The organism is Francisella hispaniensis FSC454 (assembly GCF_001885235.1).
Taxonomy (GTDB): domain Bacteria; phylum Pseudomonadota; class Gammaproteobacteria; order Francisellales; family Francisellaceae; genus Francisella; species Francisella hispaniensis.
The window spans coordinates 1,273,240-1,294,215 of sequence record NZ_CP018093.1; the positions used below are offsets into that span (position 1 = coordinate 1,273,240).

Genomic DNA, 20,976 nt, shown 5'->3' on the forward strand with positions numbered 1-20,976 from the left:
AAGTATTTCTTATATACCTCAAGTTTAAGTACCACAAAAAGTAAATCTAACTTTTTCTTCTTCGGTCGGCTCTGTCATATAGCTCTTAGTTAGATTATTAAATTCATAAGGTGTTTTAAGTGCTGCTACAAGATTATATAAATTACCAAGCTTAGCATCTTTAGCAGACTTAAGTGCTTTCTCTACTTGATGATTGCGAGGAATAATTACGGGATTTATCTTCTTCATATTTGCAAAATTTATTTGATTATCGAGCGTATATTTGTCTAACCATTCTCCTAAACCACTATCTTTTAATTCTACAAAATTTTTATAAGTTAAATTATAAAAGGTGTTAGTATAGTCTAGTTTAGATTTAAACATCTCTATAAGTAAATCTGAAATCATTTCATCATGACATGCTTTATCAATACTAAATCCTAGCTTAGCAAGAAACATTTTTTTCCATTTATCCTTATAGATTTCCGAATAGCTTTGCAATTTATCTTGAGCCAATTTAATTGCCTCTTCTTCATCTGCTGAAATAAGTTTCAATAAACTTTCCGCTAACCTTGCAATATTCCATCCAGCGATTGATGCTTGATTGGCAAAAGCATATCTGCCGTCACGATCAATCGAGCTAAAAACTGTATCAGGATCATAACTATCCATAAATGCGCAAGGACCATAATCTATAGTTTCTCCTGAAATGGTCATATTGTCGGTATTCATCACACCATGAATAAAACCAACTCTTTCCCACTGTGTTATTAAACTTGTTTGTTTATCAATTACATAATCAAGTAGACTCAAAGCCTTATTATCATTATAGGGAATATTATGTCTTGTAATTGTATAGTCTAATAACTCCTGACTATAATTCTCACCAAGCATTGCTGCATACTGAAAAGTACCAACCCTTATATGGCTACTAGCAACTCTAACAGCTATTGCACCTTGTTGTAGCTGGTTTCTTTGAATATTTTCACCCGTGGTTATAACAGCTAAGATACGACTAGTTGGTATACCTAAATTATACATAGCTTCACTAACTATATATTCTCTAAGCATTGGTGCTAAAGCTGCTTTACCATCTCCACCGCGTGAAAACTTTGTTAATCCTGCTCCTTTTAGATGAAAATCAACCAGCTCACCATTTGGCTTTTTATATTCGCCAATTAATATAGCACGTCCATCGCCTAACATTGTAAAATTACCAAACTGATGTCCAGCATAAGCTTGTGAAATTGGTCTTTGACTACTGTAACCTAAAAGAATCTCTAATAATTGCTGTTCTGATTTATTGGCTAAATCTAGACCTAATTCTGTGGCTAAACAATCATTTAAAATTAGTAATCTTGCATTAGGATATTTGTATACTGTTTGGGGTGAGTAGAACTGCTCTGATAAGTGACTATAAGTGTATTTAAAATCAATCATAATAAACCATAAACTTTACTAAATTAGTATAATTTTAACAAAATATAGCTAATAACACAGCTTTTAGGTTAAAATAGATAATATCAGCTAGTAAAAGGAGTTTAATAATTATGGAATATCTTAAACTAGCAATAGTAGACTCTGAAAACTACAATAATTTTGCACATATATCTGCAGGTAATTTCGATAGAGTAATAGTTTTTACCAATAGCCAAGAACTAGAGTCTAACTTTAACAAAACTGAAATATATCATAACTTTGAACTAGTACCAATTATCTATGGTGAAGGTAATAAAGATAATATGGATGGCTACATTTGTGCCAAAGTTGGTGAATATGTCGAACGCTATCGTGATTTTCGTACTTACCTTAGTATTACGATATTTAGTAACGATAGAATTTTTAGAGGTATTGCTTCATACTATACCCGCAAAGGATTCAATATAGCAACTACCGCCCCTACACAATGTGATACAGGTACTAGCAATACTGATCCAAAAATACGCATAAAAAAATTTCTCGCCTGTCATGAGAGTGTTGTCAACAAAACATTTAAAAAACATTTTAATGAAAATAATAAGGATGCATTTTATCGTCTTATTAGAAGACATTTAGATAAAGATATTCCTAAACAAATAACCGATCTTTTCGTTGAAAATAACATAATATTTTTTTCGAATAAATCACGTAAAATAGATGTTGATGAATCTAAGTATAACCTTTTGTAATGTTTTAATAAGATACTAGATATACGATTTTTATAATGATAAAATATTGCAACTTTTTATATTATTAATCATTTTTTAGAGTTAATTATGGAATATAGAAAATACATTTGTATCGTTTGTGGTTTGATTTATGATGAAGCTGAGGGATGGCCAGAAGATGGTATAGAACCAGGTACCAGATGGGAAGATGTCCCTGAGGATTGGGAATGTCCTGACTGTGGTGTTAGTAAAGATGAGTTTGAACTTCTAGAAGAATAATTTTCTAGATGTTATCCCTATTTCAGCAAATATCTTTTGAAAATAAAGATTTTATCGTAATGCGGGATGACCTAAGTCACCCTATCTTTTCAGGTAACAAAGCTAGAAAACTTGCCTATATTTTAAACAATCCTGATAAATACTTTAATATCGACACAATTGTATCTTTTGGTGGCAATCAATCTAACTTTATGTTGGCATTATCACAGCTAGCTAAGCTTAAAGGTTGGAGTTTTCATTACTGGATAAAACCTCTACCTAAGTTTCTTGAACAAACTAAAAATGGTAACTTAAAGCTAGCATTAGATAACGGTATGCAGCTATTTGAAACCACAAGCCACCTAAATTTAGAAAATATAAAAGCAAATTACCATATAGATAGTAGTCTCTATTTTTTTGATCAAGGTGGTAGAAATCCTAATGCAGAACAAGGTATTGCAGAATGTGCTAAAGAGATTAAAAAATATTGCCAAAAAAATAATATCGATGACTATAGTGTCGTCATAGCATCTGGTACAGGTACAACAGCGCTATATCTTGAGAAATATCTGCCAAATAAAGTCTACACAATCCCATGTGTCGGTAGTTCAGACTATCTAAAAGAACAATTTGCTAGTATAGATGCTGAATTAGCTCAACCTAAGATTATCTCACCAAATTTTAAAAATAACTTTGGTCAATTAGATATAGCCAACTACAATATTTACCTAAAACTACTTAGAGAAACAAAGATCGAATTTGATTTACTCTATGATCCTATTGCTTGGCGTACTTTATTAGTAAAATATCATCGACTACCAAAACCAATTATATATATCCATTGTGGTGGTGTCAGTGGTAATCAAACGATGTTAACAAGGTATCAAAGGTTTTCACAGTAACATTGTATATGATTACATAGCATTATGATAATATTACATTTAAGTTAATCATAAATAATTAAAATGAACTCTTTTATACTTATAAATATACTTTCTGATATCTTGGCAATAATTTATGCTATTAAAATTTCTAAATTCAGCAAAGATGCTTGGCTATTCTATATTACAAGCATTATTATTAGTTCTAGCACATTTTTTCTTTATAATAACTTTTCAATAATTAACTATTTTTATAGTCTCGAAGCCGAATATTATAATATTGCTATAGCCGTATTAGGATTAATTATTTCATTATGCTTGAAAATTAAGACTAAAAATATATCTGAATATAACAAAGTTTATATATCATTATTCTTATTAGTAATTATCTCTAGTTTTGTTTTATTAACAATATTTATAATCTCTGAAGACAGTTTTACTAAAATAGAAATTACTTGCTTTCTATTATTTGATATTCTTGGAATTATTGGCTTGGCGTTATTAGCAATTAAATGTATCCAAGGACTTTTTTTTCAAGCAGTATATTTTGGTATATCAGCTATTATAGCTATAATATATAATGCTTTTTATAATCATGATGTAACTCTAGCAACTCTTCCAGTTAGCTTTGATATTATAATGACGATTATTTTTACAAATGGATATCTTAGAAATAAAAACAGATATTAAAATTTTAGATATACTCTCATTCAAAAATAAAATTAATATTTTAATCTATAGATATAACTAGCTACACATAAAAGTGTCTCGTTGAATACTCAATAAAGTTCAGGAGATGTTTATCTTAGTATCTCACTTTATTAAAATCCTGAAACTAGTTCAGAAAAACAGAATTTACTACTTTTTATGCCTAGTAGACTATAATTGATTCAATTATAAAATTATATGTCTGTGGTTATATATTACTTATATATAAGTATTCTAACAAATATGAAAAATCAACAGAATTAGATTATCTACAATATCTAGATTTGATGTCTTTGATAGCTTGAGCATAAGTAGCATCCATCTCTGCTCTTGAGCCTACACCACCACCAATCTCATATAGTTTGCCATCACCGATACCATATATAGCTGCATGGATAGTGAAATTAAGACCCTTTGCCCAAGCATCTTTTACCACTGTAGTCTTACAAAGATTTAGAGCTTGATGAAGTGCATTTAGCTCACACATCATATCTACTTTTTTCTTCATGTATTCTTCTTGATTATCTTTATAACAAGATAATGACTCTTCAATAAATTGTTTATTTTGTTCTTTAACTTCATGAATAGATGTTAGCCAGTTATCAATTAGACCATAGCTTTTATCTTTGACAACAGTCTCAACACCACCACAAGCATAGTGACCACATACTATTATTTTCTTAACCTTTAAAACCTCAATAGCAAACTGTAACACTGACAAGCAATTTAAATCTGTAAGTGAAACAACGTTGCAACATTACGATGGACAAAAACCTCACCTGGAATCAAACCACAAACTTGGTTTGCAGGTACTCGACTATCTGAACAGCCTATCCAAAGGTATTCTGGAGACTGACCTTTAGATAAAGTTTCAAAAAAACCTGGATTTGTTTTTTTGATCTCTTCAGCCCATGCTCTATTGCCTTTTATCAACTCAGAAATATCACTCATTTTATCTCCTTGAAATTATTATTAGTATTAGTTATGAGTATAAGCTTTTTACTATTTATATTTAAGTTATATCGTTACTTCGCCTTGTAATGAAACATTAAAAGCTTCTTTGACATCTTGCTGTGTCATATTAGGCTGGCTTAATAAATAAAATAACTTGCCTAAAGCTGCCTCATCTGTCATATCATAACCAGAAACCAAACCTGCTTCAATAAGTCCTCTAGCCGCCCTGTAAGCATCCATTTTCACACTACCATACAAACACTGCGTACAGTTTACTATCACAACACCTCTATCATTAGCTTTTTTTAGTGTCATATGTATACTTGGATCATTAATCATATTACCAGCGCCATAAGTCTTAAGAATTAAACCTTGTAATGGTGGCTCAAGTACAGCTTCTAAAATATCATTACCCATACCAGGAAAGACATTTAAGATAGCAATTTTTGGTACAGCAAAAGTTTCTAACTTAGGTTGACTAAAGGTATCGGCACGCTGCCATAATTTTTCTTGCCTAACAACTATATCTATACCAACTCTTGCCAATGCAGGATAGTTTGGTGAAGCAAAAGCATCAAAATCAGTCGCTGATATTTTTGTAGTCCTGTTACCACGCATTAGCTTTTGATTGAAATATACACATACTTCTTTGATATCATCACTACAAGCAAATATTAGACTATTAAGAATATTTGATATTGCGTCTGATCTAATCTTTGAGATTGGAATTTGTGACCCTGTGACAATTACTGGTTTTTGCAGTTCACCAAGCATAAATGACAGTACAGAAGCAGTATAAGCAAGAGTATCTGTGCCATGTAGAATTACAAAGCCATCATAATCTTGATAATTTCTAATAATATCTAAAGCTAATGAAAGCCATTTTCTAGGATTAATGTTAGACGAATCTATAAGTTCATCGTACTCTTTAATCTCAAATTGCGGCATATTATAATGATAAAAATCTCTAATACCCGCAATTGTCTCGCTAAGATAACCAGGTTTGACATCATAGCCCTGTTCAGTACTAACCATACCTATAGTACCACCAGTATATAGGACTAAAATTTTTTTATTACCGCGATTTTTAAGATCTTTCATTTTATTTCCCCATTAGCTCAGCAATAGCTTTGTTTGCTAACTCATCTGCCTTTTCATTACCAGCATTACCACTATGACCTCTTACCCAGCTCCATGTTACATTATGCTTACTTGTCAGACTATCAAGCTCTTGCCAAAGATCTTTATTTTTGACTTCTTTCTTGGCAGCTGTTTTCCAACCATTAGCTTTCCAATTTGCTAACCATTCGTTAATACCATTTTGAAGATATTTAGAATCAGTATAAATTGTTATATCACACTTTCTTTTTAGAGCTTGGAGCGTTTTGATTGCGGCCATTAGCTCCATTCTATTATTTGTAGTATCTTTTTCACTACCATATATCTCTTTATCTATACCATTATAACTAAGGATAGCTCCCCAGCCGCCAATTCCAGGATTGCCTTTACAAGCACCATCTGTATAAGCAATGACCCTATTTTTCTTTTTGAAAATTTCCATATATTTCCCTAGCGCAACCACCACTATACACTTTAGCCTTTAATGGTTTATCAACAAGTTCGCTGACATTCAAAGGGTCAACCCTAAAATAATTATCTTTCTTAAAGACTACAACATAATTTTTACTAACTATTTTCTTGATCATATTTACTATAAAATTGTTAGTATAGTTTATTAATCTAACTTTTTTACTAATAAAGCCATTTGCCAAAAAACGTGATAACAAACCATATAGACTAATACCACCAACACAAGCAACTATAACCTCACCATCATCTGACAAACAAAAATGTAATTGATTAAATAGTGCCCTCATCTGTTTTGGACAACTTACAAAGCTTTCATCAAGGATGATAAGATCAAAAAATTTATTTTCAAAAGGCCAAGCCTCTATATCAAAAACACATCCAAATGGTAACTGATTCTTTAGATATCCTGAACATACAACAAGTTTTAGGACATTTATATTATGAAAATAATTACTCTCTGTCGCTGTGATAATAAGAGCCTTTTTATACCATCTTTGACTTAGATATCTGGTTATAATACGCTCTTTTTTTATCATACCTACCCTACCAATGCTCTCATTCTATCAAAATAATCAGGGCAGGTTTTACTTACAGCCGCTGCATTATTTACTATTACACCTTGGTATTTTAACCCTAAAAGCGCTAAAGACATAGCGATACGATGATCATTGTGGCTATCAACTTCAGCTGGCTTAAATTTACTCCTAGCTGGCGAGATTAATATACTATCTTGAGTAGTCTCCACATAGATACCAAGCTTGGTAAGCCCCTCTGCCATAGCTGCAATACGATCTGATTCTTGGCCACGTGTATGACTAAGACCTGAAATATGCGTATCGTCTTTAGCAAAGCAAGCAATAGCTGCAAGAGTCATGAAAGTATCAGAGAAATTACGCATATTAACTTGTATACCATGAAGTTCATTACTACCCGTAACTTCTATACCATCATTGTGGTAATTAACTTGACAGCCTATCTTTTCGAGTACTTCTAAGAATTTAATATCACCTTGCTTAGAGTTTTTAGTAACATGCATAACCTTAATAGTTGAACCAGTAATAGCTGCAAATGCCCAAAAGTAAGATGCTGTAGAAATATCTGGCTCAACTACATAGTTACTAGGAGAAGTATATTGAGATTTGGTGACGGTATAGATATTTTCATCAATATCAACTTTCACACCAAATTCTACCATAACTTTTGTCGTCATATCTAGATATGGTTGCTTATGATCCGTGATAGAATTCAGCCTTAGACCATCGTACATAAATGGTCCTGCCATCAACAAACCTGAGGCAAATTGCGAGCTTTTTTCTCCAGCAACTTCTATATTACCGCCGCTTAAGGATTTAGCTACTATTGTCAAAGGCATAGCATGATTGTTTTGATGATAGTTTACTGTCATACCTAGCTTTTCAAGTGGTCTTAGCTGATCTGCTAGGGGCCTATCCATCATTCTTTGTTTAGCATATACGTAATATCTACCTGTAGGCTGCACCGCTAACATCGGTATTATAAATCTTGTCAAAGTACCAGACTCATTACAAAATATCTTGGCATCTAAGTTCGTAAATACTCCGCTACAACCTTGAATAACTAAAGTTTTAGAGTCCTGACTATGTTCTAGCTGACAACCTAACTCCTTTAGCGCCGCAATACATGCTAAGACATCAGCACTATTAGGCAAATTCTCAAATTTTGTTTCACCCTGCGCCATAGCTGCAATTATCAGTGATCTATTTGAGATACTCTTTGAGCCATCTAAATATACCTGTTGATTTATCTGTGATTTTATTTGTGGGATAAAATCCTTCATTTATTTAGTTCAAAAAAAATTATATTGTTGTTTATATTAACATAACTACTAGTATTTTTTTGAATAATTAATCTATAAAGAACTAAAAATTTAAGAGCGATTCTTGATAGCTTTTTTAAGTTTAGCTAGAGCATCTTCTTCTATTTGGCGTACTCTTTCAGCTGAGATATTATATTTAGCAGCTAGATCTTGGAGAGTTGCCTTGTTATCAAGTAGATAGCGCGACATAATAATGTCTTTTGTACGTGTATCAAAACCACTTAAAACATCTTTTACAATCGCTTTGAAATTATCATAGTAATCTTGCTGGACAACTTGATGCTCAATATTTGAAGATTTATCTTCTAGATATAAGCTTTGCTGCGAAGTTTGCTCACCGTCGTCGTCAGTATATGGTAAATCAAGACTTGCATCACCTTGACACATTCTTTTCTCCATCTCAATGACAGTTTCTTCTTTGACACCTAACTCTTCAGCTAACTCTTTTATATCCTCCGAACTTAACCAACCAATTTTGTCTTTACTACTTCTAAGATTAAAAAATAATTTACGCTGTGCTTTTGTAGTAGCAACTTTGACAATCTTCCAGTTTTTTAGGACATAATCATGCATTTCCGCCTTAATCCAATGAACTGCAAATGAAACTAATCTAACACCTTGTTCAGGGTCAAACTTACTTACAGCTTTCATAAGTCCAATATTACCCTCTTGGATAAGATCCGCTATCGAAAGTCCATAACCTGAGAAGTTTCTTGCTATTTTAGTAACAAAACGCAAATGTGATAACACAAGTTGCTGTGCAGCATCTAGATCTTTTTTATATTTATAGCGTCTTGCTAGCTCTTGCTCTTGCTCTAGTGATAATACTGGTAAAGTATTGACAAAATTTAAATACGCACTGAGATTATTATCAGATACAACTGGTAAAGTTTTCGTTTTCGTAGCTGGTAATAATTTTTTGTTAGCCATGTGGCTCCTATCGTTTGCTTATATTACTGATAGTAGTATGCTTGTTTTAGCTGATTAATTTGAGCTTGTTGCTGTTCTAATACATGCGCAAAATCTTGTTGCATTTGCATCATCATAGCATGTAGTTGAGCTATTTTTTGATCTTGAACCTTAGTATACTCTTCTAATCTTTTTATTGCATTTTGCTTATGTACATACTTAGCAAATTTTTCTTGAGCTTGCTTAAGTTTATCTAAGTTGATCCAACCAGTATTACCATTTTTTTTATCAACAACTTCACACCAGTTATTTTGCTTACAATAAAATATATTATAATTATCTTGGTTCTCAAGGGTTATTTGAGCTGATACATCAGAGCTTTGATCATCTTTGCTATATATATCAACTAACTTGTGTGGATGCTTAGCATCTTGCTTTTGTGCTGGAGATTGTACCGGCTTACTATCAGACATAGCTAAACTAGAACTCACACCCAAAGCAAGCATAAAACTTGCTAAAACTAATTTTTTCATTAATGCTCCTTTTATTAATTCTTCATTTTAATTATACACTATTTAATCATTAGCAACCATAATAAAGATTTATTTACAGAATAGGAATATCTTCTTTAGATACTTGCTTTGGAAGTAATGATTCTCTATTTAAACCTAGCGCAACAGCTACCACACCAGCGACATATATAGATGAGTATGTACCCACTACTATCCCTAAGATTAGAGCCAATGAGAAATTATGTACCGAACTACCACCAAATAGATACAGTACTACTACAACTAACATTGTTAGTCCAGAAGTCAAAATAGTTCTTGATAAAGTATCATTAATACTTCTATTGACAACTTCTACGACACTAGCATTACGCATTTTTCTGAAATTCTCACGTACTCTGTCATATATCACAACAGTATCATTTAATGAGTAGCCAATCACAGCTAGTACTGCAGCTAAGACAGTCAAATCAAACTCTAACTGAAATGCCGAAAATATGCCTAAGATAACTATAGGATCATGAAGTAATGCAATACAAGCACTAATACCGAACTTCATCTCAAATCTAGCGCTTATGTAAATTAAGATACATACCATTGCTATTATAATTGCTAAAACACCATTACTTGCTAGTTCTTTACCAACCTGTGGACCGATATAATTGACACTTTGAACTTGCGCATTTAACGAGCTTTCAACTTGCTGTTTGAGATATTGTTGCGCATCTTCTAAGCTTTTTGCTTTTGTGTTGACCTCATCAGGAGCAAACTTAATAAGAAAGTTATTATTATCTCCAAAAGTAGTAATAGTTGTATGTTCAAAACCAGCTTTGGCTAACTCTTTAGTCATAGTTTCAGAGTCTTGTGACTTAGTGGATGTCTGGATTTGTACTTGATAACCACCTGTGAAATCTAAACCAAGATTTAAACCTTTAGTAAAGATAAAAAATAATGACACAACAATCATTATTACAGAAAAAACTGTTGTATATTTTTTAATTCCTAAAAAATCTATGTTTGTCTTTTGTTTAAAAAATTCCATTATAAACCCAACCTAAAATTATATGCCTATAGAGATTTTTTCTAGTTTCTTTCTCTTACCATAAACAAAATTTGTCATCGCTCTTGAAACAGTAACAGATGTAAACATAGATGTGACAATACCTATCATTAATGTGATTGCAAAACCTTTGACTGCACCACTACCGATGAAGAAAAGTATCACTGCAACAATCAAGGTTGTAATATTTGAATCTACAATTGTTGTAAATGCTTTCTCATAACCAATATGTATTGCACTTTGACGAGGCATACCAGCGCGAATCTCTTCTCTGATACGTTCAAATATTAGTACATTACCATCTATTGACATACCTAAATTCAAGACGATACCAGCAATACCTGGTAGTGTCAAAGTAGCACCAGGTATAATAGACATCACCGCTACAATTAAGATTAGATTCATCACTAATGCAATATTAGCTATGACGCCAAAAACGCGATAATAAACTAATATAAATACTACAACAGCTACAAGTGCTATCACGATAGAGAGCATACCTTTTTCAATATTATCCTTACCTAAACTTGGACCTATTTGCTGCTCTTGAACTATATGTACAGGCACTTGTAAAGCTCCTGATTTAATCATTAACGCAAGGTTATTTGCTTCTTTTTGATTTAGACCAGTGATCTGAAATTGTGAACCTAATGCAGATTGGATTGTAGCAACGTTGATTAGTTTCTCAGTTTTACTAACTACATTACTCTCTTTTCCATCTTTATCTTTGACTTTTTCATAAGTAGTATTGACAAGCATTACACCCATTGGATTACCAATATTTTTGCCTGTAATCTGTCTAAAATGACTTGCTGCACTTCTATCTAGCTCAACCATTACTATAGGAGTCCCAGTCTGATGATCTACAGATGGACTAGCCCCGATAATATCAGCACCACCAGCAACAGCAGCACCTTTTAGGCTATAATAGCTTTGATAGCCTCTACCATTATCTAGTGCATAAACCTTATAACCCTGCTCTTCAGCTGCCAATCTATCTGCGACAGGACTTACTAGATAGAAACTTGCTGTAGAGGTACCTCCTAAAATTTGCTTAGCTTGGGTAGCATCTTGCAAGCCTGGTATTTCGATCACTACACGATTATCACCAGCTTGAGCAACAGATGCTTCAGCCACACCTAAAGCATTGATACGATTACGCATAACTGTGACAACTTGAGATATTGCATCTTGCTTAAGCTGAAGGATTTTAGCACTATTATAAGAAATAAATAGCGTATTACCTTTGCTAGTATAGATTATATTAGGATCTTGAGTCTTAGTAAAATCAGTACTTAAATACTGTTTAAGCTTATCAACATCAGCTGAATTTGCTAAAGTTATCGAAACAAAACCATTATCAAGATAATTTTGTGGTGCTTTGATAGCTGATTTTTCTTCAGCTTTTGTTGAGCTTGATATATTTATACCCTTATCATTAGCAGCATTTAGAATTATGCCCAAGGAATTATCTAATTGAGCATCAATAGATGTTTTTGTATCAGCTTCTAGCATCAAGTACATCCCACCACGTAAATCTAGTCCTAGATTCATAGGATTAGCACCTAATGCCGATAACCAATTTGGTGAATTCGAGAGCATATTCATAGCAATAATATAGTCATTACCCAAACTATCTTTTAGTGCTTGTTTAGCTTTTAGCTGCTCTTGGACGTCTTTAAAGGTTATCGCGATATTACTTTTATCATCGGCTATATTAGCTTTTTGATAACTAATTTTATCTTTAGCTAGTGTACTCTCGATACTTACTAATAACTGTGTGGTCACATCAGCATCTTTTTGTGATATCTGTAAAGCTGGGCTTTTACCAAAAACGTTAGGCAAAGCATAAAAAATTGCTAACGCTAAGACAATTACAATCAAAAGATTTTTCCACAGCGGAAACTGATTTATAGGTAAACTTCTGTTGTTACTCATTGAAAATTCCTTTAAATAAAAAGAAAAAAATTAAAAAGATTTTGTAGAATAGCTAATTAAGCTTTAGTAGCACCTTTAGGTAAAATATTTGCTACAGCACTTCTTTGAATCTTTACAGTAACATTCTCTGCAACTTCTAAATCTACAAATGTTTCATCTATCTTAGCAATTTTGCCTACCATACCGCCATTAGTTACAACTTCATCGCCTTTTGATAGCTCAGATAGCATCTTACGCAATTCTTTGTTTTTCTTTTGTTGAGGTCTGATTAATAAGAACCAGAAGATAGCAAAAAATACCACAAGCATTAATATTGAGCTTAGCGGACTACCAGCAGCTTGCTCTGCTCCTTGTGCAAATGAAGTTGGCACAAATAATACGATTGCAGATAGTGACAATAATAATTTTCTCATTTTATCTCCTAAGGATTTTAAATTTTAAACGTAAGAATTTTACCTTAGTAGTAATGCTTTATCAATTAAACACTACTAATAAACTTATAAAAGTTTTAACAACCAGAGATATTAGAAAATTATATAATCCAAGTTATACTAATAACCACAACAAATGACTTGTTCAATATAATGATACTTATATAGCTTTAATCTGAATATCTCAAATATTAATTTATTAGAAATACTCAAAATATTAGCTTGAAGACAGTTCAGTTATTTATGATCATTAATTCTCAAATTTGCAGAATAACGAGTCATCTCCTGATGATAATCATCAACTTTCTCAACATTGCGATTATTGAAATATGCTTGTAGATACAACAAATTCTCAGTGTCGTTTATAGAATAACCACTGTTGAACAATAATATTGACATCAATACTGCCATGAAAACTATAATTTTTTTTTTCATGATTTCTCGCTTATATTTATTTTTTAATTTAATGAACGATGTATTATAGCATGATACAATCTAGATTGTGATACTTGTTTATAACAATCTAACATGAAATAAAATCATCAATATTTATAATATTAGCTATTCTAGTTAAATTTGCTAAACTAGCTTCATGAGCTTGTTGAGTCGCTGCATTGCAAGCATCTGCTATCACAGTAACCTTAAAATCACGATCATGTAAGTCTCGGGTAGTAGACTCTACAACATAACTAGTAGATACCCCACAAATAACCACATGCTCAATATTGTTTGCGCGTAATATAAGTTCTAGATCTGTACCATATAACGCACTCACGCGATGCTTTGTGATAATTATATCATGCTCTTGGACATCCATTTCGTGATGAAATTCGGTTGACCAAGTATTTAATTGTAGTATACCATACTCCGGGGCTTTTTCAAACATAGGAGATACTTTAGAACATTCTTTATATCCCTTACTAAAACCTACTTTCACATGCGCAATTTGAATATTATTATCTCTTGCCCAAGCTATTAACTTATTAGCTTTTTGCATAGTTTTACCATCCTTAATTCTTTGTGCATTATGAACACCTAAAGCACCCCTTTCATCAATGATTTCATTTATAAAATCAGCAACTATTACAAATGTATTTTTCATTTTATTCTCCTTTAAGCTTTTTTTATCAATGACAATACGCTAGCCACACATATCATCAATATTCCACATACTTCTAAACTTTTAAGACTAGTATTATAAAAAACAATATCCAATACCGCCGCAACAATAACTGAAAAGTACATTGCAGGAGCGACAAGAGCTGGATCATTAGTATACTTAAACGCTTTGACTCTAAATATTTGTGCACTTATACTAAATATTATTATCGCTATACACATCCAAATTATTATAGGTTGGGTAAATAAGTTATTCAAATTTGCAATTGCAAATTTATCGAATGGTAATAGTGCAATCATTACCAAAGCAATAAACGTATATATCCATAAATTTATAATAAAAACATCTTCTTTTTGACTTGCATTATGTAGCACAACTTGTGATGCAGCGTTTAGAATACCAGCACAAAGTGCGCTTAATGTATAAATATTAGCACCATCACTACCTGTACCTAAAATCAAGTAAATACCAAAAAAACTGACAATAATACAGATAAAGTTAAAATAACTAATATCCTTTTTAAAAAATACAAAACGTATCACTGGTATAAACAAAGGACTAGTATTAAACAGTAACATTGTAATCAACAAAGATCCTTTACTTAAACTTATAAATAATAATACTTGTGCTAGCATGCTAAATATCACTCTGATAAATATCGATTTCCAGCCATGGGGTATAATCTTTGTAAATGAAGAAATACTTACAACCCACCACATCAAGATACTACTACCAACAAAGCAAACAAACATTGCTAAATAAATACCATCAATTCCAACAAAAATTTTCCTAACAAAAGATCCCAAAGCTATCATTGCTGCAGATATTATCATCAAAATAAAGCTAACGAGATTATTAAAAGAAATCACAATTTAATTCAGTTTATGTTTGGTATGACTAAATAATATAACTATTGCATCAATGTGTAAAACGTATTATTCTTACAATATAGGTAAGTTTTACTTACATAAAAATGATAAAAAGAAACGATTTACCTCCTCTAAATTCTTTACCAGTATTTATAGCTGTGATGAAGACTAAAAGCTACACAAGAGCAGCTGAGCAACTATTTATGACTCATTCTGCAGTGAGCCAATCGATAAAAAAACTAGAAAGCTATCTTGATAAAAAACTCTTTATAACTAACAAAAGAAAGCTTATTATCACAAATTTAGCTAGAGAGTATTATGCAAAAATAGAGCCCTTAATAACACAAATTCATCACTCAACAGAATCTTTTAAAAAACAAAAATCCAAGAAGTTATCGATAAACTGCATGACCACTTTATGTGCAAACTGGTTGATTCCAAAACTCGATGAGTTGATAGAATCTCTAGCAGATACAGAGATACAACTTGTAACCTTAGGAAGAAAAGTAAACTTTAGCTATGATGATATAGATATTAGTATAGAGTATGGTATCGATAGTGACTTTAACAATACAAACAAATGCAAACTAGCCGAAGGTGAATTAATATTAGTCTGCAATAACAAACATATTGGCAAAACCTGTCTAGAGACAATATCTCAACAAAAACTAATTTATGTTGATGATAAAATTCGTATCGATGACTATCTACTTTGGCAACAACATAATAATATTTTAGCTAAAGCCAATAAAAAAATTGTTTTTAAAAATTCACTACAAGCCATCAAAGCTTGTTTTTCAGGAATTGGTTTTTTTGTTACTGATAGGCTTCTAATAGAAGAATATATCAAAAATGATTTTCTATATGTTCCACCACAACAAAGCTACTCAACAGGAAAATCTTATTATCTTTTGGCAAAAGATTCAGAAACCGAAAATTTTGATAAAATTAAAGAGTTACTAACTTCTTATTTCAAATAAAGTTAACTATACAAAAAAATGTCACGCTGAATTTATTTCATTATCTCACTAGTAAGTATTGATTTTATTGAGATTCTGAAACTAGTTCAGGATTGACAGAATATACTACTTTTATGTCTAGTTATATATAGTTAGGCTTATTTATAATTTGCCAAAAACTCTTTTCTAAACTCTGCAAACCTACCCTCATCTAAAGCTTTGCGGATAGATTTCATAAGATTTTGGTAGAAAGTCAAATTATGAATAGTATTCAATCTTGAGCCTAAAATCTCTTTAGTTTTGTCAAGATGATGCAAATAACTCTTAGTGAAATTTTTACAAGTATAGCAATCACAATTTGGATCTAGGGGCGATATATCATCTTTATACTTAGAATTTCTGATTTTAATCACTCCTTCTGAAGTGAAGATATGACCATTGCGAGCATTTCGAGATGGCATCACACAGTCAAACATATCTACTCCACGATATACCGCCTCAACCAGATCTTTTGGTGTGCCAACTCCCATCAGATATCTTGGCTTATCTTCAGGCATTTGATGAGCAGTATGATCAAGTATCCTAATCATATCTTCCTTGGGCTCGCCAACAGATAAACCACCGATAGCAAAACCATCAAAATCAATTTCTTTTAGCTTAGCTAACGACTCATCACGTAAGTGCTCATACATACCACCTTGAATAATCCCAAATAACGCCGATGGATTATCACCATGAGCATCTTTTGATCTTTTTGCCCAGCGCATAGATAGTTCCATAGATTCTTTAGCTTCCTTTTCAGTGGCTGGGTATGGCGTACATTCATCAAAACACATCACGATATCTGAGCCTAAATCTCTTTGTACTTGCATTGATATCTCAGGTGATAAAAATACTTTAGAACCATTGATAGGTGACTTAAATGTCACACCATCTTCTGTTAGCTTACGCATTTTACCTAGACTAAAAACTTGGAATCCTCCCGAATCTGTCAAAATAGGCTTATCCCAACCGTTAAAGCCATGTAGTGAACCATGTTTTTTGATAATCTCTGTGCCAGGACGTAACCATAGGTGAAATGTATTGCCCAAAATAATCTCTGCCCCCATCTGCCTTAACTCAACCGGAGATAGAGACTTCACAGCGCCATAGGTACCTACTGGCATAAATGCAGGTGTTTGAATATCACCACGAGGAAAACTTATTTTTGCTCTTCTTGCTTTACCTTCTTTTTTAAGTAATTCAAACTTCATTACTGTCATAAAAATCAACCTTTTAAAATAAAAATTAATCAATAAGTTTTTTAAGCTATTAATGCTATAACAAAGTTATAAAAATAGCTAGCAATAGATAAATACTTCTTGATAGATATAGCATACTAGGTATAAAAGTAGTACACTCTGCCATCCCAAACTAGCTCAAGACCTCAATAAAATCAGCACTTACTAGATAATGAAATAAATTCAGCATGAGCTTTGGTGTATAACTAAAATTAAATTGAAAAATTAAGACTTTATTGAAAATGAAATTATAGACTTTGGTAGATACTATAGCATTACACTAAGTTATCGACCAAATTTAGATTAAAGAGCTATTTCTTCCAACAGCCGGCCTGCCAGTACAGCACATCACCCGATGGCGCACCGTTCTGAGTAAACGTACTTTCCCCATCTTTCAAAGCCTCTTTATTTTGGAATTTTGCATCCTTAACATTGAACTCCACATACGAAGCTCCATTAGCAGGAGTAGGCAATTTATCTCCATATTTTGGTTTTACATCATCCAACCAACCATAACCATCATCACAGTCGATTATTAATGTATTTCCAGTACCATCCGAAAACTCACCATGTGCATAAGTATTGACTTCATTTAAAGCATTTACAAGAGTTGGAATTGACGCTCCAGATGGTAATGTACCCGTATCAAACACGTACCTATTATTAAGCTTCTTCGTATCTACCACAACAGGCTGCACATCTGTATCTAGATCAATTGTTTTACCATCAACAGTCACAGTACCAGATACACTAATTGTATTACTACCAACTGGTAGATTATACGCAGTAGGGTTAGAATTTGCAGTACAGCTATCACCCTGGCAGCTTACACCCAAGGTACTCTTAACAGTAGCATTATCAGCCAAACTAGCAGTAGCTGGTGCATTCCATGTAATTGTTCCTTGGATATCATGGAGTGGAGTCTTACTTTCTACTCTCTCTATAGTCTTACCTAAGATATTTGTATAGCGAGACACTACAGCATCTGTTAGCTCAAACTCACATAGACCTTTAGCAGAAGTACATTTATCCACTATACGCAACTCCTTAGCAGTAGTAGTCTTACCACAACTTGCTAATGCCGCAACACTAGATATTATGGCTGCCCCAAGCACAAGCCTTTTTTTTGTTATCATCATATCATATATCCTTAATTGTTTATTATTATTAACATTCTTGGATTACTCCATTACAGCTAATTAGAAAGCTAAATAGCTGAAAAAAAGTATAACAAAAAAATTTGCTGTAAAATAATAAAAATAATACATCATATACAATTTAATAGTTCAGTGTACTATATTTTATTGCTGTAAATAAATAATTAGTAATTTGGATCTCTTCAACTCTAAAAAGAAAAGTGTAAGTCAGGATTACAACCCCAACTAAAAGCTTTTTTGAAAAAAAATATTATTTATCGTCAGATTTAAACCAGTTTCAGAATCTCAATACTTATAATGAGATACTCAAATAAATTCAGCATGAAATTTTTTATCCGTGCTTAGCTATATAAAACAAATATACACTTAGGTTGATTCAGAATTCAATATGACATCTTTATATAACCAGATATAAATGATATAAATTAAAAATTCGTGATAAGATAGTTTACTTTGGGATAAATAAAAAGACTACCAACTGTTATTGAAGTACCATACAATGAAATATAGTTTGATACTATTAACTAAGAAATTTCTATACCAAAATACTCATTATCAGCAAATTTAAACTTACATAGATCTTTAGTGTTATTACACTTCTCTACTATACTTATATCACTAGCAGTATCCGTACTATAACTTGCCAATACGGCAACAATAGCTATTACTACAATCGCGATCAAAAGTTTTGTTTTTGGTATCATCATATTATTCATTCCCCCATATTGAGCAGCTATTACAGATTTAACTAAATAACACAACCTAGTCAGAGTTTATCCAGCAGACTTAAACAAAAAAACCTGATTAAGTCGACCAAAAACCCATCCTCAAAAATACAACATTCGTGAAATTTAAAATTTCACTCAAATTAGCATTTTTTAAAATTTTAATACAGTTTATCACAATTTAATAAACATCGTATCATTTTTAACTAATATAAATAAACAACTATACTGAGATACTCAAATAAATTTAGCATGACATTTTTTACACATAGTTAGCTATTAAAATAAACATGTAATTCGGTTGATTCAGAATTCAATATGACATCTTTATATAACCAGATATAAATGATATAAATTAAAAATTCGTGATAAGATAATTTACTTTGGGATAAATAAAAAGACTATCATCTGTTATTGAAATAACATACTGTGAATATAGTTTGATACTATTAACTAAGAAATTTGTATACCGAGATACTCAGCATTAGCCAATTTAAACTTACAGAGATCTTTAGTATGATTACACTTCTCTACTATACTTATATCACTAGCAGTATCCGTACTGTAACTTGCTAATATAGCAACACTAGATATTACTAAAATTGCAATCAAAAGCTTCTTTTTTATTATTATCATATTATCCACACCTCCTACCTATATTGAGAAGTTATTACAAATTTCGCTATATAGCCAACTAGGTATAAATGTAGTACTAGCCGAAATAGCTTAAACCAAGTTGTTTCAATAGACTCCGCGGTCAAGCCCAACGGAATGACGTACTACTTTTACTTAAAAAAATTCTCTAATTAACTCGGCCAACAACCCATCTCCCATAACACAACACCACCTAATCTAACCCCATTTAGTGTCAGACTACTCATATCAAAATGTAAGAACCTATACTCATCAACCCTAAACTCATCCAAATCCCCAACCCAACTCACCATCGCTACACTACGACTAGTAGCTGACTGAGCCTGCCCACCATACTGAGGATTTATATCATCCAACCACACATAACCTGGATCGCACTGAATTTTTAGGTTATTACCATCCGCGAAAAACGTACCATGTGCGTAATGTCTATTTTGATTTAAAGCATTAATGAGAGACTGTAAACTATAGTCATCTTCTAATTCTGTAGGAAATACATGGACGCTACTACCAGTCACTGATGTATTTATCACAACAGGAGGTACATCTGTAGCCAGATCAACAGTTTTACCATCAATCGTAACCGTTCCAGATGCCCTTATTGTATTACTACCAGCTGGTAGCTTAAATGCTGTGGAATTACCATTTTGAGTACAAATATTATTCTGACAACCGACCCTCAACCTATTCTGGACTTCAGAATTATCAGCTAAACTTGCTCCAGCTGATGCATTCCATCCTATTGTCCCTTGAATATCATTTAGCGGAGCTTGACTCTGTACTCTTTCTATAGTCTTACCTAAGACATTTGTATAGCGAGACACCCGAGTATCAGTTAGCTCAAACCTACACAAATCATTGGTTTCATTACATTCATCTACTATACGCAATTCATTTGCAGTCTCTGTCTTACCACAACTTCCTAATAACTCAATAGCAAATATTATTGCAGTTGTATTTAATAGCCTATTTTTCGCTATCATCATATTAACT

The 20,976-nt window shown here is 32.3% G+C and carries 23 protein-coding genes and 1 pseudogene; 5 read left to right on the forward strand and 19 right to left on the reverse strand.

Annotation, left to right across the window (positions count from 1 at the left end; all coding sequences use genetic code 11):
- Positions 1-24: 24 nt before the first annotated feature.
- Positions 25-1,419: a protein adenylyltransferase SelO gene (locus tag FSC454_RS06235; RefSeq protein ID WP_066046720.1), complete on the reverse strand. Its 1,395-nt coding sequence runs from the start codon at positions 1,417-1,419 to the stop codon at positions 25-27.
- A 110-nt stretch (positions 1,420-1,529) separates the two neighbouring features.
- Here FSC454_RS06235 and FSC454_RS06240 point away from each other — a divergent pair, with 110 nt between their 5' ends.
- From FSC454_RS06240 to FSC454_RS06255, 4 genes are all read left to right on the forward strand, one after another.
- A complete protein-coding gene (locus FSC454_RS06240; protein ID WP_014548099.1) occupies positions 1,530-2,147 on the forward strand; it encodes a PIN domain-containing protein in 618 nt (205 codons plus the stop codon).
- 87 nt (positions 2,148-2,234) lie between these two features.
- The gene (locus FSC454_RS06245) at positions 2,235-2,405 is read left to right on the forward strand and encodes a rubredoxin (protein ID WP_003018715.1); all 171 of its coding nucleotides are present in this window, start codon (positions 2,235-2,237) and stop codon (positions 2,403-2,405) included.
- 8 nt (positions 2,406-2,413) lie between these two features.
- A complete protein-coding gene (locus tag FSC454_RS06250; protein WP_066046717.1) occupies positions 2,414-3,286 on the forward strand; it encodes a 1-aminocyclopropane-1-carboxylate deaminase in 873 nt (290 codons plus the stop codon).
- A 63-nt stretch (positions 3,287-3,349) separates the two neighbouring features.
- A complete protein-coding gene (locus FSC454_RS06255; RefSeq protein WP_071794815.1) occupies positions 3,350-3,955 on the forward strand; it encodes a hypothetical protein in 606 nt (201 codons plus the stop codon).
- A gap of 283 nt (positions 3,956-4,238) precedes the next feature.
- Here FSC454_RS06255 and FSC454_RS06260 read toward each other — a convergent pair.
- The 13 genes and pseudogenes from FSC454_RS06260 to FSC454_RS06320 form a co-directional block, all read right to left on the reverse strand.
- Positions 4,239-4,924, reverse strand: a pseudogene (locus FSC454_RS06260) (carbonic anhydrase).
- A 66-nt stretch (positions 4,925-4,990) separates the two neighbouring features.
- On the reverse strand, positions 4,991-6,028 hold the full coding sequence (ansA, locus tag FSC454_RS06265; RefSeq protein WP_066046121.1) for an asparaginase: 1,038 nt from the start codon (positions 6,026-6,028) through the stop codon (positions 4,991-4,993).
- Position 6,029: 1 nt separating this feature from the next.
- Entirely contained in the window at positions 6,030-6,488 is a 459-nt protein-coding gene (gene rnhA / locus FSC454_RS06270; protein ID WP_066046124.1) for a ribonuclease HI, read from the reverse strand.
- A complete protein-coding gene (locus FSC454_RS06275) occupies positions 6,463-7,053 on the reverse strand; it encodes a class I SAM-dependent methyltransferase (protein WP_066046127.1) in 591 nt (196 codons plus the stop codon). Before FSC454_RS06275 ends, rnhA begins: the two co-directional genes overlap by 26 nt.
- 2 nt (positions 7,054-7,055) lie before the next feature.
- Positions 7,056-8,333 carry a 3-phosphoshikimate 1-carboxyvinyltransferase gene (gene aroA, locus FSC454_RS06280; protein WP_066046130.1) on the reverse strand — a complete coding sequence of 426 codons (1,278 nt, stop codon included), beginning with the start codon at positions 8,331-8,333 and terminating at the stop codon, positions 7,056-7,058.
- A 90-nt stretch (positions 8,334-8,423) separates the two neighbouring features.
- Entirely contained in the window at positions 8,424-9,302 is an 879-nt protein-coding gene (rpoH, locus tag FSC454_RS06285; RefSeq protein ID WP_014548091.1) for an RNA polymerase sigma factor RpoH, read from the reverse strand.
- A gap of 23 nt (positions 9,303-9,325) precedes the next feature.
- Complete coding sequence (locus FSC454_RS06290) at positions 9,326-9,814, reverse strand: SH3 domain-containing protein (protein ID WP_066046132.1); 489 nt, start codon at positions 9,812-9,814, stop codon at positions 9,326-9,328.
- A gap of 73 nt (positions 9,815-9,887) precedes the next feature.
- Positions 9,888-10,832 (reverse strand): protein translocase subunit SecF, encoded by a 945-nt coding sequence (gene secF / locus FSC454_RS06295; RefSeq protein ID WP_066046135.1) that lies wholly within the window; start codon positions 10,830-10,832, stop codon positions 9,888-9,890.
- 18 nt (positions 10,833-10,850) lie between these two features.
- Positions 10,851-12,788 (reverse strand): protein translocase subunit SecD, encoded by a 1,938-nt coding sequence (secD, locus tag FSC454_RS06300; RefSeq protein ID WP_066046138.1) that lies wholly within the window; start codon positions 12,786-12,788, stop codon positions 10,851-10,853.
- A gap of 56 nt (positions 12,789-12,844) precedes the next feature.
- Positions 12,845-13,201, reverse strand: a complete 357-nt coding sequence (yajC, locus tag FSC454_RS06305; protein WP_066046141.1) for a preprotein translocase subunit YajC — start codon at positions 13,199-13,201, stop codon at positions 12,845-12,847.
- A gap of 255 nt (positions 13,202-13,456) precedes the next feature.
- Positions 13,457-13,654, reverse strand: coding sequence for a hypothetical protein (locus FSC454_RS06310; RefSeq protein ID WP_066046143.1), 198 nt, complete (start codon positions 13,652-13,654; stop codon positions 13,457-13,459).
- An 88-nt stretch (positions 13,655-13,742) separates the two neighbouring features.
- Positions 13,743-14,321: a cysteine hydrolase family protein gene (locus FSC454_RS06315; RefSeq protein ID WP_066046146.1), complete on the reverse strand. Its 579-nt coding sequence runs from the start codon at positions 14,319-14,321 to the stop codon at positions 13,743-13,745.
- Positions 14,322-14,332: 11 nt separating this feature from the next.
- Complete coding sequence (locus FSC454_RS06320) at positions 14,333-15,208, reverse strand: DMT family transporter (RefSeq protein WP_066046149.1); 876 nt, start codon at positions 15,206-15,208, stop codon at positions 14,333-14,335.
- Between the two features lie 104 nt (positions 15,209-15,312).
- On the opposite strand from FSC454_RS06320, the gene FSC454_RS06325 reads away from it, so the two are divergent.
- Positions 15,313-16,188, forward strand: a complete 876-nt coding sequence (locus FSC454_RS06325; protein ID WP_066046152.1) for a LysR family transcriptional regulator — start codon at positions 15,313-15,315, stop codon at positions 16,186-16,188.
- A 137-nt stretch (positions 16,189-16,325) separates the two neighbouring features.
- Here the strand turns inward: FSC454_RS06325 and tgt are convergent, their stop codons facing one another.
- From tgt to FSC454_RS06350, 5 genes are all read right to left on the reverse strand, one after another.
- Positions 16,326-17,429 (reverse strand): tRNA guanosine(34) transglycosylase Tgt, encoded by a 1,104-nt coding sequence (gene tgt / locus FSC454_RS06330; RefSeq protein ID WP_066046155.1) that lies wholly within the window; start codon positions 17,427-17,429, stop codon positions 16,326-16,328.
- A 329-nt stretch (positions 17,430-17,758) separates the two neighbouring features.
- Complete coding sequence (locus FSC454_RS06335) at positions 17,759-18,583, reverse strand: DUF3281 family protein (protein ID WP_066046218.1); 825 nt, start codon at positions 18,581-18,583, stop codon at positions 17,759-17,761.
- A gap of 545 nt (positions 18,584-19,128) precedes the next feature.
- Entirely contained in the window at positions 19,129-19,311 is a 183-nt protein-coding gene (locus FSC454_RS06340) for a DUF3281 family protein (protein WP_082810698.1), read from the reverse strand.
- Positions 19,312-19,782: 471 nt separating this feature from the next.
- Positions 19,783-19,965: a DUF3281 family protein gene (locus FSC454_RS06345; RefSeq protein WP_197456258.1), complete on the reverse strand. Its 183-nt coding sequence runs from the start codon at positions 19,963-19,965 to the stop codon at positions 19,783-19,785.
- 170 nt (positions 19,966-20,135) lie between these two features.
- A complete protein-coding gene (locus FSC454_RS06350; protein ID WP_414842597.1) occupies positions 20,136-20,966 on the reverse strand; it encodes a DUF3281 family protein in 831 nt (276 codons plus the stop codon).
- Positions 20,967-20,976 lie beyond the last annotated feature (10 nt).

Coding starts and splice junctions, on each gene's coding strand:
- FSC454_RS06290 (WP_066046132.1), bottom strand. CDS start 9,814: ATGAAAAAATTAGTTTTAGCAAGTTTTATGCTTGCTTTGGGTGTGAGT.
- FSC454_RS06345 (WP_197456258.1), bottom strand. CDS start 19,965: ATGATAATAATAAAAAAGAAGCTTTTGATTGCAATTTTAGTAATATCT.
- FSC454_RS06235 (WP_066046720.1), bottom strand. CDS start 1,419: ATGATTGATTTTAAATACACTTATAGTCACTTATCAGAGCAGTTCTAC.
- yajC (WP_066046141.1), bottom strand. CDS start 13,201: ATGAGAAAATTATTATTGTCACTATCTGCAATCGTATTATTTGTGCCA.
- FSC454_RS06325 (WP_066046152.1), top strand. CDS start 15,313: ATGATAAAAAGAAACGATTTACCTCCTCTAAATTCTTTACCAGTATTT.
- FSC454_RS06245 (WP_003018715.1), top strand. CDS start 2,235: ATGGAATATAGAAAATACATTTGTATCGTTTGTGGTTTGATTTATGAT.
- ansA (WP_066046121.1), bottom strand. CDS start 6,028: ATGAAAGATCTTAAAAATCGCGGTAATAAAAAAATTTTAGTCCTATAT.
- aroA (WP_066046130.1), bottom strand. CDS start 8,333: ATGAAGGATTTTATCCCACAAATAAAATCACAGATAAATCAACAGGTA.
- FSC454_RS06315 (WP_066046146.1), bottom strand. CDS start 14,321: ATGAAAAATACATTTGTAATAGTTGCTGATTTTATAAATGAAATCATT.
- rpoH (WP_014548091.1), bottom strand. CDS start 9,302: ATGGCTAACAAAAAATTATTACCAGCTACGAAAACGAAAACTTTACCA.
- FSC454_RS06275 (WP_066046127.1), bottom strand. CDS start 7,053: ATGATAAAAAAAGAGCGTATTATAACCAGATATCTAAGTCAAAGATGG.
- FSC454_RS06250 (WP_066046717.1), top strand. CDS start 2,414: ATGTTATCCCTATTTCAGCAAATATCTTTTGAAAATAAAGATTTTATC.
- FSC454_RS06240 (WP_014548099.1), top strand. CDS start 1,530: ATGGAATATCTTAAACTAGCAATAGTAGACTCTGAAAACTACAATAAT.
- secF (WP_066046135.1), bottom strand. CDS start 10,832: ATGGAATTTTTTAAACAAAAGACAAACATAGATTTTTTAGGAATTAAA.
- rnhA (WP_066046124.1), bottom strand. CDS start 6,488: ATGGAAATTTTCAAAAAGAAAAATAGGGTCATTGCTTATACAGATGGT.
- FSC454_RS06335 (WP_066046218.1), bottom strand. CDS start 18,583: ATGATAACAAAAAAAAGGCTTGTGCTTGGGGCAGCCATAATATCTAGT.
- FSC454_RS06310 (WP_066046143.1), bottom strand. CDS start 13,654: ATGAAAAAAAAAATTATAGTTTTCATGGCAGTATTGATGTCAATATTA.
- secD (WP_066046138.1), bottom strand. CDS start 12,788: ATGAGTAACAACAGAAGTTTACCTATAAATCAGTTTCCGCTGTGGAAA.
- tgt (WP_066046155.1), bottom strand. CDS start 17,429: ATGACAGTAATGAAGTTTGAATTACTTAAAAAAGAAGGTAAAGCAAGA.
- FSC454_RS06340 (WP_082810698.1), bottom strand. CDS start 19,311: ATGATGATACCAAAAACAAAACTTTTGATCGCGATTGTAGTAATAGCT.
- FSC454_RS06350 (WP_414842597.1), bottom strand. CDS start 20,966: ATGATAGCGAAAAATAGGCTATTAAATACAACTGCAATAATATTTGCT.
- FSC454_RS06255 (WP_071794815.1), top strand. CDS start 3,350: ATGAACTCTTTTATACTTATAAATATACTTTCTGATATCTTGGCAATA.